This window comes from Vibrio sp. qd031 (genome assembly GCF_002100145.1).
GTDB lineage: Bacteria > Pseudomonadota > Gammaproteobacteria > Enterobacterales > Vibrionaceae > Vibrio.
Genome location: NZ_JXQD01000005.1, coordinates 79,299 through 93,763, shown reverse-complemented (window position 1 = coordinate 93,763; position 14,465 = coordinate 79,299). Strand labels below are relative to the sequence as shown.

The window sequence follows — 14,465 nt, the reverse complement described above, 5'->3', positions numbered from 1 at the left end:
TTGGCCGTTGATGAGTTTAGAATAAGCGCTGCAAGGTAAACCGACGTATAGAGACTGTAAAGAAAAGTAAAGAACTGATTCGGCTCAGTTAAACGAGGTTACACTTTAGTAACTTTAAGGAGAGTCGCTGACACATAATTAAGAGGTACAAATGGCACATATTCTACTTGTTGACGACGACAAAGAACTCACTGGACTATTGAGCGATATACTGACGCTTGAAGGGTATCAAGTGTCAGTGGCCAATGACGGACAAGCGGGATTAGAAGCGGTTAACGACTCGATTGATCTAGTCTGCCTAGATATTATGATGCCTAGGCTCAATGGTATTGAGATGCTAAAGAAGCTTCGCGAAAACTGGGAAACACCGGTTCTGTTTTTAACCGCTAAAGGGGAAGAGTGGGATCGCGTCATCGGCCTCGACTTAGGTGCTGATGACTTCTTGCCTAAGCCTTTTAGCGACCGTGAACTACTCGCGCGCATTCGCGCTATTTTGCGTCGCACTCAACCTAAAGTTGAAGAGGTAAAAACCTCGGATTCACTCTGTTATTTGGACATTTGTGTTAACTCGGGAACGCAAGAAGCCAGTTGCCAAGAGCAAGCTTTAGATCTTACGTCTACCGAATTTGCGCTTCTGGAATACTTCATTAAAAACCCAGGCAACATTGTCACTAAAGAAGACTTAAGTTTAGAAGTGCTTGGAAAGCGTCTTGCTCCATTTGATCGAGCCATTGACATGCACGTGTCCAATTTACGTAAGAAGCTCCCTGAGCGCGAAGACGGCAAACCAAGGATCAAAACCTTGCGTGGCCGCGGTTATTTGTTAGTCGAGGTATAAATGAAAATCCCTGGTTGGTGTCGAGTATCGAGTCTGTACGGCCGAATCTTTGCGATTTTTTGGACCACTATTCTATTGGTGCTGTTGACCGTGTTTGCAGTACAAAAAATGGACCCTCGTAAACCGACGCTGATGTCTAAAGATCGCCTCAATGAAATCACCAAAGTGGTCGAACGCTTCGAACGCCGCTATCAACACTACGAAAGTTTACCTACCGCGGTAAAAGAAATCGATCGCACCATTGTGGGTGGACGAGATGCCCGCTACTACCTAGTCGATAAAGAAGACAACATCATAAGTAATGAAAATGGTATGAAGCAGCGCGCGTTGCAAAACTTCATTACCAATTTTACCGAATCCGAATCTCCTAAACAGCAGTTGTTCGGGCGCTTTATGCTTGCGGGTCCATTTCCTGTGATTATTGCCGGTGAAGAGCTGACCATGTACGCAGGCTTTAAGTGGGATCTTCCTCCCCCGCTGGTACTGCAACTGTTCGATAAGCCATTCCAAATGCTTGTTGTAGTGATGTTAGTCAGCACTCCCCTACTAATATCACTCGCATGGGCATTAAGCCAACCCGCCCGCCGCCTAGAAATAGCCGCAAAACGCGTAGCCAGAGGCGAGTTCACCCCCGATCCTAAGCTGGAAAAAGGGAGTGTCGACTTTAGGCAAACCGGCAAAGCATTTAACCAAATGGTGCTGTCGGTCAACAACATGGTCTCCTCGCAACAGCGGTTGTTGTCGGACATTTCTCACGAACTTCGCTCACCATTAACTCGACTTAAAATGGCCAACGCACTGGCCTGCCGTAAACTGGGCGAGTCCGATGAATTAAGACGCATAGAAACAGAAGCAGACCGATTAGAGCGCATGATCAGTGAGCTGCTTAAACTATCGAGAATGCAGATTGACGCGCACCAAACGCGCGAAAACCACACCGTAAAAGAGCTGTTCTACGACATGTTAGAAGACGCGTGCTTTGAAGCGGAGCAGTGCGAAGTCACGCTCAACTACAATGCACTGCCTCAAGTAAAACTTAACGGTAACTCTCAACTGCTAGAAAGTGCCGTGGAAAACATAGTGCGCAACGCCATCCACTACTGCACACAAAAAGTGGATATTATGTTTGCGGCCAGCGCCACCTCACTGACCATTTTGGTTGATGATGATGGCCCTGGGGTAGAAGAGCATGAGCGTGACGAAATATTCCGCCCCTTCTATCGAGTCTCGACAGCCCGTGATCGTGATTCGGGCGGTGCTGGATTAGGATTGGCGATTGCCTCTAGCGCAGTAGCACAGCACAGCGGTTCAATAAGAGCGCTAGAAAGCCCAAGAAAAGGCTTAAGAGTGGAGATAATCCTACCCATTGTTTAATAATCACCAGCATTAAAAACCCCGTGGCCAATGGCGCGGGGTTTTTGTTTGTCGGTTGTTGTTTGACGAGAATTGGAGATTGCAGCCGTTCTTTGATTGAAATGTTGCAAGGAACTCTTTAGCCTTGGAAACACTATTCATTAAAGGTTGTTTTGGTATGTTTGATATTGCTCTGTATGAACCCGAAATTGCGCCTAATACTGGCAATATTATCCGTTTGTGCGCCAACTGTGGTGCGAATTTGCATCTGATTGAACCATTAGGGTTTGATCTAGAAGAAAAGAAGGTTCGACGTGCAGGACTGGACTATCACGATCTGGCCCGCGTAACACGCCATAAAGATTTCGACGCGTTTATGGCGTATTTAGAGCAGCGTGATCAACCATACCGCTTATTTGCATGCACCACCAAAACCACCGGACACCATGTTGATGCCCAGTACCAATCGGGGGATGTATTGTTGTTTGGTCCAGAAACTCGTGGCTTGCCTAGTGAGGTCATCGAAAGCTTACCGATGGAACAGCGTATTCGGATCCCGATGATGCCTGATGCTCGAAGCCTAAATCTGTCTAATGCGGTTGCTATTATTGCGTTTGAAGCTTGGCGGCAGATGGGTTTTGATGGTGCGGTTTAGGTGGGGCGGGGACGCTGCGCTGCGAGGAGCGGGGACGCTGCGCTGCGAGGGGCTGGAAGCGAAAACAAAAAGGGAGCACGCTGTGCTCCCTTTTTGGTTTGGGTTTGCCGGTACTAATGGGACGTTTTATTTGCGCTCTTCGTCGTCTTTGCGTTCGTATTCGCCTTCAAAGGTATTTCCGTCCGACATCGAATCAAAGCGATCTGACTGCTGAAATGGGTTATGACCTGGGTTGTGTTGTCCATGCTGTTCAAAGTGGCCAAACTGCGCGCTGCTCGCTTGCACTTGCACACGGCTCATTAACTGTTTGGCGATGGCCGCGCGAGGTGCTGGCATTAGTACAATCATGCCAAACGCATCGGTCATAAAACCTGGGGTTAACAACAATACGCCTGCAACCGCTAACATCACGCCTTCAACGATCTGTTGCGCTGGCATCTCGCCTTGTTGGAGCCTATTTTGCACCGACATAATGGTTTGCAGCCCTTGGCTACGTACCAAAGAAGCGCCGACTAATGCAGTGATCACAACCAATGCCACTGTCATGCCAACACCTAATGCTCCGCCTACTTGAATAAACAGGGCAATCTCGACGATTGGCACCACAATAAACAGAGTTAACAATATTGCAAACATACTTCTACCTTCTGGTTATGGACTCAATCATATTCCTAATCTCGATCAAGTCATCTTGTCTCTCACTCTACTGAGGCGACGATTTAATCTCAAGTTACTCGAAACACATTTACTCACTTTTACTTAGGTCAATGTTAGGTCAATTATTTAGGTTTTAAGGAAATAATTTGATGCATATAGGTTTTTCATGGTGGGTTTGCGATTACACTTACGCTCAATCGGTAATGGGAGACATTACTGGCTGCCCTCATGAACGGATTCTTTTTAGAGAGTTAGCATTCATCGGTGAATTACCACCTATATTTAGCTGACAATACACATAAAAAAGGATCCAATATGACGCAATCCCCTGTTCAATCAGCAACGCGTGTAGAAGAAGATCTCCTAGGCCAACGCCACGTACCTGCTGATGCGTATTACGGTATTCATACCTTACGCGCCATCGAAAACTTCAACATATCCAGCACTACGATTTCAGATGTCCCTGAGTTTGTACGCGGTATGATCATGACCAAAAAAGCAGCCGCTATCGCCAACGCCGAGTTAAGCGTTATTCCGGCCGACATTGCCAAGCACATCATCGATGCCTGCGACCTTATTCTCGATACGGGGAAATGCATGGATCAGTTCCCATCGGATGTCTTTCAAGGTGGCGCTGGCACCTCTGTCAACATGAATGCCAACGAGGTGATCGCGAATGTCGCCCTAGAACTGATGGGCAAAGAAAAAGGTCAGTATGAATTTATTAACCCTAATGACCATGTCAATAAGAGCCAATCCACCAACTGTGCCTACCCTACTGGGTTTCGCATTGCAGTTTATAACAGTGTCAGCAAGCTAATAGAGTCGATTGAGTACCTAAAAGGTGCGTTTGATGTCAAAAGCGAAGAGTTTGCTGATGTACTAAAAATGGGCCGAACTCAATTGCAAGACGCCGTGCCAATGACCGTAGGGCAAGAGTTCCACGCGTGGGCAGTAACGCTTAACGAAGAAATCCGTAACCTGCAATACACCAGCAAACTGCTGCTAGAAGTCAACTTGGGAGCAACCGCAATTGGTACCGGCTTAAATGCGGCAAAAGGGTATCAAGAACTGGCCGTAAAAGAGCTTGCTGTTGTGACCGGTTTGGACTGCGTACCTGCCGAAGACTTAATTGAAGCGACTTCCGATTGTGGCGCCTACGTCATGATCCACGGCGCCTTAAAACGCCTAGCGGTTAAACTGTCTAAAGTGTGTAATGACCTAAGGCTGCTCTCGTCGGGTCCACGCGCTGGTCTAAACGAGTTGAACTTACCAGAGCTGCAAGCCGGCTCATCAATCATGCCAGCTAAAGTAAACCCAGTCGTGCCAGAGGTGGTGAACCAGGTCTGCTTTAAAGTGCTGGGCAACGACAACACCATCTCTTTTGCTGCTGAGGGTGGGCAACTGCAACTCAATGTTATGGAACCGGTTATCGCGCAAGCCATGTTTGAGTCTTTAGACATTCTCAGCAATGCGTGCGTAAACTTACGCGACAAATGCATCAGCGGGATCACCGTCAATCGTGAAGTGTGTGAAGCCTACGTTCTTAACTCTATCGGTATTGTGACCTACTTAAACCCATACATTGGCCATCATGAAGGCGACATCGTCGGTAAAATCTGTGCCCAGACAGGCAAGAGCGTCCGTGAAGTCGTACTTGAGCGCGGCCTGCTAACTGAGTCGGATCTCGACGAGATATTCTCGGTTGAGAATCTGATGAATCCACAATACAGAGCCAAACGATACTAACTCCATCCCCTGCAAGCTGAGTTCTGCAGGGGACTTTTTAACCGTTCAAATATTAATTTTATTAAAGGAAAAACACATGGTTGTTATAGAGCTATTTGTTGTTCTGCTGTTTATCTATTTGGGTGCCCGCATGGGTGGCATCGGCATTGGTCTAGCCGGTGGCGCTGGCGTTGTCGTTTTGTCACTGCTGTTAGGTGTCCCGACATCGCAAGCCTATATTCCAATTGACGTAATACTGATCATTATGTCGGTGATCACGGCCATTGCCGCTATGCAAGTAGCCGGCGGTATGGACTGGTTGGTGCAAATCTCTGAGGACTTTCTGCGGAAAAACCCTCAACACATCACTTTTTACGCACCGATCGTCACCTTTGTTATGACACTGATGGCAGGGACGGGTCATACCGCGTTCTCGACGCTTCCGGTGATTGCCGAAGTGGCCAAAGGTCAAGGTGTACGTCCATCACGTCCACTGTCTATTGCGGTTGTTGCCTCTCAGATCGCGATTACAGCGTCGCCAATTTCTGCAGCTGTCGTGGCGTTTGCCGCGATGCTGGACCCGCATGGTATTGATTACCTCAGTCTTCTTGCAGTTTGTATCCCAACCACATTCATCGCCTGTATGGTCGGTGCGTTTGTGGCAAACTATATGGGTTGTGAGCTGAAAGATGATTCGGAATACATTCGCCGATTAGAAGCAGGGCTTATCAAAGTAAAAGGTCCTGAGCAACGTACGCTTCTTCCTACCGCAAAAAAAGCCACCTATATTTTCATTGCCGCAATCCTTGCCGTTGTGACCTACGCTGTGGCGATTTCAGGCTCTGTAGGGCTTATTGAAGATCCTGCACTTGGACGTAATGAAGCGATCATGACATTCATGCTTGGCGCAGCAGCACTTATCGTCTTAACCTGTAAAATAGACACCAACAACATTCCTGCCGCGGCAACATTCCGCTCAGGCATGACCGCTTGTGTGTGTGTTCTTGGTGTTGCTTGGCTAGGCTCGACGTTTGTTCAGTCACATGTCAACGAGATCAAAGAAGTTGCCGGCACCCTATTGGCTGACTACCCATGGATGCTCTCTTTGGTACTGTTTTTTGCCTCTATGCTTCTTTACTCTCAAGGCGCGACAACAGTGGCACTTATGCCTGCCGCGCTGGCAATTGGCGTTGCACCGCTCACCGCAGTCGCCTCTTTTGCTGCAGTAAGTGCGCTGTTTGTTCTACCAACGTACCCAACGCTTTTGGCCGCGGTCGAGATGGACGACACTGGCTCGACGCGCATCGGCAAATACGTGTTTAACCACCCATTCTTTATTCCTGGCGTGGTAACAATCAGTACCGCCGTAACTCTTGGGTTTGTTTGGGGTAGCGTAATTTTGTAATTGCGAAGCAAATTTAAGTTTTGCATAGCTGAATTTATCTATGCACAGTGGACTGAAGGAATCAGCACAGTCCACTTACTCGCAGTAAATCCCAACCATTTGGTTGGGATTTTTTCGTTTTACTAACAGTCTAAAAAGGCAACCAATGACCAGCGATGCATTGCAGTGAATTTTCCAGTACTCTATAGCCTAATGAGATGAAACAATTCATCGGCAATGACGGTCTAATGTAACAGCACAACCACAGAACTAAGGAAACCGCCTTTTTCATGCGAACTCTCAAGCATTTTTGTTTACTGCTCTGCACCCTAGTGTCTTTTTCTGCTTTTGCCGATTTTTCATCGAGCAGCAGTTTTAATGGTGGCAACAGTTTTGTGCCTGTTGATGAAGCTTTTCCTATTCAAGTGTCACAAAGCCAACATCAAATTAAGGTTGAGTGGGACGTTGCCCCAGACTATTACCTCTATCAATCCAGAATGTCCTTTAAGGCAACCGATGCCACCATTGTGAACGTCGATCTTGTCGATGGAGCGCCATACAAAGATGAGTTTTTTGGTGACGTCAATATTTACACCGAGCCCGTTGTGGCGACGCTTACCCTCGACGCCGTTACCTCAAGCGACGCAGAACTCACGGTAGAGTACCAAGGCTGCGCAAAAGCGGGTTTTTGCTACCCACCGGAACGCCGCACCTTTCCAATCAGTTTGGTTGCAAATGCCGCCGCAACCGATATAGGAAGCTCAGCAGCACCTTTAAGCCAAGACGCCTCGTTTGCCTCCAAACTCGGTGACAACGGGTGGACGCCAGTGCTGTTTCTACTGCTAGGTGTGGGACTTGCGTTTACGCCCTGCGTATTTCCGATGTACCCAATTATCACCTCCATCGTGGTCGGCCAAGGAAATACAACGCCTCGACATGCCTTTAAATTGTCCTTTATCTACGTTCAAGGTATGGCGCTCACCTACACCCTATTAGGGTTGGTCGTCGCGTCAATGGGCGTACAGTTTCAAGCGGCCCTACAACACCCTGCAATCTTGATCACCATCAGCGTGTTGTTTGTATTGCTGGCACTGTCTATGTTTGGGGTATACACCCTGCAACTGCCAAGCAGTGTGCAGACCAAACTCAACCAGTGGAGCAATGCTCAAAGTGGCGGTAACACCGCTGGCGTATTTACCATGGGAGCAATCTCTGGTTTGGTATGCTCGCCCTGCACAACCGCACCGCTTTCTGGTGCACTACTATACGTTGCACAAAGCGGTGATCTGCTAACTGGCGCACTCGCACTGTATGCGTTGGCACTGGGTATGGGTATCCCTCTTATTTTGGTGGCGGTTTATGGTAATAAGCTCCTGCCAAAATCCGGACTTTGGATGGAGCGCGTAAAAGTGTTCTTTGGCTTTATCCTGCTTGCCGCGCCTCTGTTTTTCTTAGAGCGCATATTGCCAGATCTGTGGAGTGCAATATTGTGGGCGTTGCTCGGTTTTGCCACCTTCGGCTGGTTATTTAAAGCGAAGAACAGCTTTGAGTTTGGCGGATGGAAACAGAGCCTGATTGGAATCGTAGCAGTACTGGGCATCGTTGCGTCAACCAAGCCGTTGCTCGACATTCACGCTGCGCAACAAGCTCCGGCATCGAGCATTGAGTTTGTCAAAATTGACACCGTGTTTGATCTTAATAAACAGTTGGCTCGTGCCAAGCTTGAAGGCAAGCCAGTCATGCTCGATTTTTATGCCGACTGGTGCAGCGCATGTAAGGAGTTTGAAAAATACACCTTCCACGACGCTCAAGTTGAGCCGCTATTGGAAAACATGGTGCTACTGCAAGCGGATGTCACCAAAAACCGCGTCCAAGACATTGAGTTATTAAAAGAGCTAGGCGTTCTTGGTTTGCCGACCATTGAGTTTTGGAATGAACGGGGACAAAAAATCACCCAAGCCCGCGTGACTGGGTTTATGAATGCAGACCGGTTCAGTCAGCATCTCAATGCGCACTTAACTCTTCAGCCGTAGTTTCTATACATAGTTTTCTATATATAGTTTTCTATGTACAGTTTTCTAGTCAGCGCAAAGCGACGCTAGAAGCCAACATTACAGCCAAGCGACTCACACATCGCTTGGCCTTTTTAATACCAAAACCTGCACAGTTGTCTCCGTACAGTTATCTTGGAGCCAATTCTCTGAGGCTAGCACTTCCCTGCACTTGAGGGCATCAATTTACTAGCCAGATCCCGTTTCTTTGCATGCCTTTATGTCGTTACATACAAGAACGATAAACCTCTCTCAATCAAGCCAAATTCACTTGGAAGATAAACCACGCTCAGCCAACACTCATAACGTCATTACGTGGGGAGATGAGCCATGAAACAGCAACGAGTCGCGCAACTTCTTTGCCAAGGACTGTCCAATAAGCAGATTGCGCGCCAGCTCTACATTTCTGAAAACACCGTAAAGTATCACTGCAAGCAACTGTTTCGGATTCACGAGGTGCAATGTCGCACCGAGTTAACCGCGCGACTGCTCAATGACCAAGCCTTCCTACTCGGTGTTGAGGCGTCAAAATGAGAAGCACACTGTTTCGGCGCAAAGCCCTTAAGCAGCAACAGACTCGTCTGGAAGGCGATGTACTGCTGCTACAACCGTTGTCTCAGCCTATGGTAGTGGGTGTTCTACTTACGCTTGTTGTCATTTTTGGCACCTTCCTAGCCCACGCCAGCTTTGCGCGGCAAGAGCGTGTTACCGGCGTGCTGATGCCAGATAAAGGCATTCTTAAAGTGTATTCCCCGCAGTCCGGTATTGTAAAAAAAGTCTTAGTAGAAGAAGGGGTTAATGTTGAGTTAGGGCAACCGCTGGCCATTATTGGCTCGTCAAAAGTCAGCACCGCAGGTAAAGAGACCCTCGCGGCTCACATCAGCGTACTGCAAGGCCAGCAAGCCCTGCTTCAAGAACAACAAGATCGCGTTCTGCACACCATTGAACATCGCACCCAACAACTGTCTTTAGACCGAAAAGGCATCGAGCAGCGACTCACTCACATTGAGGCGCAACTGGAGACACTGGAGCTGCAGCAGCGACTTTCTGCGCAGCAGCTCTCTGCCCTCGATGGGCTACTAAAGCAAAAGCACATCACGCAGGTGCAACATAATGAAGTACACCGCCAGTACCTAAATTTAGTTGCGCAGCGAGAAAACCTGCTGCAGCAACAAAGCCAAAATCATCAGCAACTCATCAACATTGACCAACAGCTTAGCCTGCTGCCTACCGAGCAGAAAAACCAACTCGATCAGCTTAAAGCACAGCATTACCAACTGCAACGCCAGCTGCTTGACGCGCAATCCAACCATCAATTTGTACTACGTGCAGAGCAAGCTGGCGTGATTAGCAGTATGCAGCTGCACCAGGGACAACATGTCTCCAGCCAAACGCCACTGCTCAGCGTCTTACCACAACACAGTACGTTGCAAGGTGAATTGCTGGTGCCTTCTCACGCGATTGGTTTTATTCAACCTGGGCAAAGCGTCGCGCTCAAATACACCGCTTTTCCGTTTCAAAAGTTTGGGGTCTACCAAGGAGAGGTCGTCGAGATCAGTAAAAATGTGCTCATTCCCAATGAATGGCAGCATCTCCCTCTGCATATTAGCCAGCCAAGCTATAGGGTCACGGTGAAAATCGACTCACAACAGGTGCAGGCCTACGGCAAGAGCTTTTCACTGCAGCCAGGCATTCAGTTTGACGCTCACATTCGGCTGGATGAGCGCTCATTGCTGGAGTGGTTGCTCGAGCCATTACTCAGTTTAAAAGGGAGATTTGTGTAGTGTCGACACATACATTATTGAAACTAGGGACGTCACAGCATCTGCCTGTGGTACGTCAAACCGAAGCGGCAGAGTGTGGCTTGGCGTGCTTGGCGATGGTTGCGCATTTCCATGGGTATCGCGGCGATCTGGCGCACTTTCGGCAGCGTTTTTCGGTGTCTAACCATGGAGTGAACTTAAAACAGTTAATGAGTATGGCGAGTCAATTAGACCTCATCGGCCGCGCTCTTCAACTCGATATGGAGCACCTCCCCCAGTTGCAAACTCCCTGCGTGCTTCACTGGGACATGAACCATTTTGTGGTACTCAAACACGTTAATAGCAAACATGCGGTGATCCACGACCCCGCAAGCGGCCAAAAAAGTATGACGTTGTCTGAGTTTTCTAATCACTTCACCGGAATTGCCTTAGAGCTCACCCCTTCACAACAGTTTTCGGCAGCAGAATACAAACAAACGCTGCACTTCCACCAGCTATGGACGCGTGTTACGGGGCTAAAACGGCACATCTTACAAATATTACTGCTGTCACTGCTATTGCAGATATTTGCCATAGCCAGCCCCTTTTATATGCAAACTGTCATAGACGATGTACTGCTCACACGAGATACCCAGTTACTGGCAGTGCTTGCCATAGGCTTTGCCTTATTGATGCTGGTTCAGTCGTTAACCGAGTGGTTACGAGGCCTGTTGGTGCTTCACTTATCGAGCAAACTCAGCATTCAAATGGCAGCCAATCTATTTCGGCACATAGTGCACCTGCCGATGGACTACTTTGAAAAGCGCCACATGGGCGACATTGTGTCGAGGTTTGGGTCGCTACACGAAATTAAAGAGCTCCTTAGCACTGGAATTGTGTCGGTTATCGTTGACGGTGTACTCGCGATAGTAACGCTGGTAATGATGCTGCTGTATAGCGTTAAACTCACCTTGATTGTTTTGGCGAGTGTCGCCCTTTACGCGATGTTGCGCGCGGCACTGTATAGGCCTATAAAGCGACTTACCGAAAACAGCATTATTAGTCACGCCAAAGAAAACTCAAACTTTATGGAAACCGTTCGCGCCATACAAAGCGTCAAAGTATTTGGCAAAGAAAGCGAGCGACAAAACCTTTGGCACAACAGATACGCCGATGCGATGAATCAAGACATCGCCATAGGCAAATGGACGCTCAGTTTCTCGCTAGCAAACGCACTGCTGTTTGGCATAGAGAACATTTTGGTGGTCTATTTTGCTGCAACCGCAGTGATGGGAAACGTCTTGTCCATCGGCATGTTGTATGCGTTCATGAGTTACAAAAACCATTTCACCAACAGCATCGACTCGCTCATTTCAAAAGGCATCGAAATCAAAATGCTCAGCGTGCATTTGGAGCGCCTAGCCGATATTGCTCTAACCCCAACAGAGACCGCCCGCAGCGGTATCCCGCTTGTACAAAACATTAATGGGCAACTACGCATCCACAACATCAGCTACCGCTACAGTGACTCTGAGCCTCCCGCTTTTACCGAGTTATCTTTTACGATTAACGCCGGTGACTCCATCGCAATCACCGGACCGTCCGGCTGCGGAAAAACCACCCTAGTGAAATGCCTGATGGGATTACTCACTCCCAGCTCCGGCACAATCACAATCGATGGCAGCGACATTCACAGCATCGACAATTACCGACAACAAATTGCTGCCGTTATGCAAGACGACCATTTAGTCTCTGGCTCCATCGCAGACAACATCGCTTTTTTTGACGCAAACTTAGACCGAGATTGGCTAGTCGAGTGCGCCTGCATGGCAAACGTTCACGACGATATTATGACGATGCCAATGAACTACAACACTCTAATCGGTGATATGGGTGCTGCGCTTTCAGGAGGGCAAAAACAGAGGGTACTGTTGGCTAGAGCCCTCTATAGACGCCCAAAAATCCTGTTTTTGGATGAAGCCACCTCGCACTTGGATGTAACCAACGAGGCGATCGTGAATGAGAATATTAAGCGGTTAAACATAACCCGCGTGATTGTGGCGCATCGGCCGGAGACTATTCGAAGTGCTGATCGGGTGTTGGAGTTATGAGTGTTCCCCACCTTATCTATAACCAAATATCGATCCGCCTCTCTTGGATACTTTAAGTTTTCATTTCGTTGCATCACTAATTTGAAGCTGCTCCCAAATCATCCATTACATTGTTCATAAAATGTGACCATATTAAATTTGAGTACTATTTTATAGAAAACAACAAATATATAACTACCCATACGAGTAGTTTATTTAATGAAACTTTCACCCATAATTATATAGCTTCAATAATGAAGTAATAAATTAAAAGGATATAATTATGAGAGAATTAAACAAAGACAATTTACAGAAAGTTTCTGGTGGCATTCCTCCTGTTATTGTCGCAATAGGTGCAGCGGCTGGATTAGTTGCCGCTGCCAATGAGATTTACAAATTTTCCCGTGGATTTAGAGATGGATACAACGAGAAAAAATAGGAGATATTTCAAATGGAAAAGGTAAATAAAACACTAGATGAAAGTGAATTGTTAAAAGTCAGTGGTGGCAATCCTGGTGATCTATCCTATGATATTGGTCGTGCCCTCGGCCGATATATATCTAATAGACCAATTCCTACGCCATCACCATACGGATGTGTGGGTGGAGCTAGGTAAAATAATCGGCCCGCTTTTTTAAAGCGGGCAAAATGGGACGTGATATGAAATTAACACTTATTTTAATATTCATCTTCTTTCTTGTTTCAGCGATTTATTCATTCTACCACAGTGGTTCTTTAGAAAATACAACCACACAAGTGTTGGGCATGATATCGTCGGCGATATTCTACTACTTAAGGTATCATAATAATGGTTAGTGATATTAAATTTAGTGCAGTAATAATCACTAAAGATGAAGAGAAAAATATCTATGACTGCATAAGTTCCATTATAGAATCCATAGATGAGCTAATTATTTATGATACAGGTAGCACTGATAGTACAATTAGTTTAGCTCGCAATTATCCTAGTGATAAGGTTCTAATATATCAAGGCTCTTGGAATAACTCCTTTTCTGAAGCAAGAAATGCTGCAATAGATTACTGTAGCAATGAGTGGATAATCTTCATAGATGCGGATGAAAGATTGATAGATGACCCTAATAATAGTATTAGAAATTCCATTCATAGGTATTTAGTAAATGGAGAGGATTACTCACTTGGATGCCCAAGAATTATTTCAGAGTCTAGAATAACACACTCTCTAATCAGGATTTTACCCAACAATGGAAAACATAGATTTCATGGTAGAGTACATGAGTATATAGAAGCACGTAGCGCTACCGTTAAAAAACTGCCTATTACCTTTACTCATAGTGGTTACGACAAATCCACAACTCACTTCCAATATAAATCTGAAAGAAATCTTAAATTACTTACAATGCAACATAGAGAAGAGCCTAGTAACGCTCGTTGGTTATACTATTACCTCCTATACGACAATAATTGCACGCCTGTGTCAGAGCGTATACAACTATCAAAACGGTTGGCTAGTTCGGCCTTAACTCCGGATATATATAGTCACTCTGCATATTCTCTATTAATAAGCCTACTATTAAACAACAATGAGATAGACCGTGTACTAACCGAATCATTGGAATGTTTAAATAGACATAAATGTCATTTTGATGCGCAGTTTTTTAATATTCTTCAACGCTTCGAAGGAAATCTAGAAAGGGAATTTGAAACTGAATTAGAAGACTTTCTTGCAAAAAATGAACCTGAAGAAACATCATTCCTAACTAAAAAAATCTGTAAGGAGATTGCTAGATCTATTGAAATGTAAATAGAAAAGTAGCCAAGCCTAATATTGTAATTTAGTAGCGGCTTAAAAATCACTAAAAACAGTTGTACCTAAAGGGCTCACGATGCATGAAAGTTTTAGAATCAAACTGTTTAATTGGCCTTCTATATTTTCAGGTAAATCAATCAAAAGCAGTAGCTCAACGAAGACAATCAATCGCATTAAA

12 protein-coding genes are annotated in these 14,465 nt (G+C 46.4%); 11 read left to right on the top strand and 1 reads right to left on the bottom strand.

The genetic code is table 11. The features are described from left to right. Positions 1-151 precede the first annotated feature (151 nt). The 3 genes from ST37_RS04370 (at position 152) to trmL (ending at position 2,846) form a co-directional block, all read left to right on the top strand. The gene (locus ST37_RS04370) at positions 152-838 is read left to right on the top strand and encodes a response regulator (RefSeq protein WP_084884102.1); all 687 of its coding nucleotides are present in this window, start codon (positions 152-154) and stop codon (positions 836-838) included. Beyond that, positions 839-2,212, top strand: a complete 1,374-nt coding sequence (gene cpxA, locus ST37_RS04365; protein ID WP_084884100.1) for an envelope stress sensor histidine kinase CpxA — start codon at positions 839-841, stop codon at positions 2,210-2,212. It begins immediately after the preceding gene. Positions 2,213-2,369: 157 nt separating this feature from the next. Beyond that, positions 2,370-2,846: a tRNA (uridine(34)/cytosine(34)/5-carboxymethylaminomethyluridine(34)-2'-O)-methyltransferase TrmL gene (gene trmL / locus ST37_RS04360; protein ID WP_084884167.1), complete on the top strand. Its 477-nt coding sequence runs from the start codon at positions 2,370-2,372 to the stop codon at positions 2,844-2,846. A gap of 126 nt (positions 2,847-2,972) precedes the next feature. On the opposite strand, the gene ST37_RS04355 is transcribed toward trmL, so the two are convergent. Then, positions 2,973-3,482: an FxsA family protein gene (locus ST37_RS04355; protein WP_084884098.1), complete on the bottom strand. Its 510-nt coding sequence runs from the start codon at positions 3,480-3,482 to the stop codon at positions 2,973-2,975. 336 nt (positions 3,483-3,818) lie between these two features. Here ST37_RS04355 and aspA point away from each other — a divergent pair, with 336 nt between their 5' ends. The 8 genes from aspA to ST37_RS04315 all read left to right on the top strand — a co-directional run bounded on the left by aspA (position 3,819) and on the right by ST37_RS04315 (position 14,281). Next, positions 3,819-5,252 carry an aspartate ammonia-lyase gene (gene aspA / locus ST37_RS04350; RefSeq protein ID WP_084884097.1) on the top strand — a complete coding sequence of 478 codons (1,434 nt, stop codon included), beginning with the start codon at positions 3,819-3,821 and terminating at the stop codon, positions 5,250-5,252. A gap of 76 nt (positions 5,253-5,328) precedes the next feature. After that, entirely contained in the window at positions 5,329-6,636 is a 1,308-nt protein-coding gene (locus tag ST37_RS04345; protein ID WP_084884095.1) for an anaerobic C4-dicarboxylate transporter, read from the top strand. A gap of 269 nt (positions 6,637-6,905) precedes the next feature. Further along, positions 6,906-8,648: a protein-disulfide reductase DsbD gene (locus tag ST37_RS04340; RefSeq protein WP_084884094.1), complete on the top strand. Its 1,743-nt coding sequence runs from the start codon at positions 6,906-6,908 to the stop codon at positions 8,646-8,648. A 348-nt stretch (positions 8,649-8,996) separates the two neighbouring features. Then, positions 8,997-9,200 carry a LuxR C-terminal-related transcriptional regulator gene (locus ST37_RS04335; RefSeq protein WP_084884092.1) on the top strand — a complete coding sequence of 68 codons (204 nt, stop codon included), beginning with the start codon at positions 8,997-8,999 and terminating at the stop codon, positions 9,198-9,200. Continuing rightward, positions 9,197-10,450, top strand: a complete 1,254-nt coding sequence (locus ST37_RS04330) for an HlyD family efflux transporter periplasmic adaptor subunit (protein WP_084884091.1) — start codon at positions 9,197-9,199, stop codon at positions 10,448-10,450. Before ST37_RS04335 ends, ST37_RS04330 begins: the two co-directional genes overlap by 4 nt. Beyond that, positions 10,450-12,519, top strand: coding sequence for a peptidase domain-containing ABC transporter (locus ST37_RS04325; RefSeq protein ID WP_197687446.1), 2,070 nt, complete (start codon positions 10,450-10,452; stop codon positions 12,517-12,519). The genes ST37_RS04330 and ST37_RS04325 overlap by 1 nt, the downstream gene beginning before the upstream one ends. A gap of 262 nt (positions 12,520-12,781) precedes the next feature. Beyond that, a complete protein-coding gene (locus tag ST37_RS04320; RefSeq protein ID WP_084884089.1) occupies positions 12,782-12,937 on the top strand; it encodes a class IIb bacteriocin, lactobin A/cerein 7B family in 156 nt (51 codons plus the stop codon). Positions 12,938-13,306: 369 nt separating this feature from the next. Beyond that, positions 13,307-14,281 (top strand): glycosyltransferase family 2 protein, encoded by a 975-nt coding sequence (locus ST37_RS04315; protein ID WP_084884088.1) that lies wholly within the window; start codon positions 13,307-13,309, stop codon positions 14,279-14,281. The last annotated feature ends 184 nt before the right edge of the window (positions 14,282-14,465 follow it).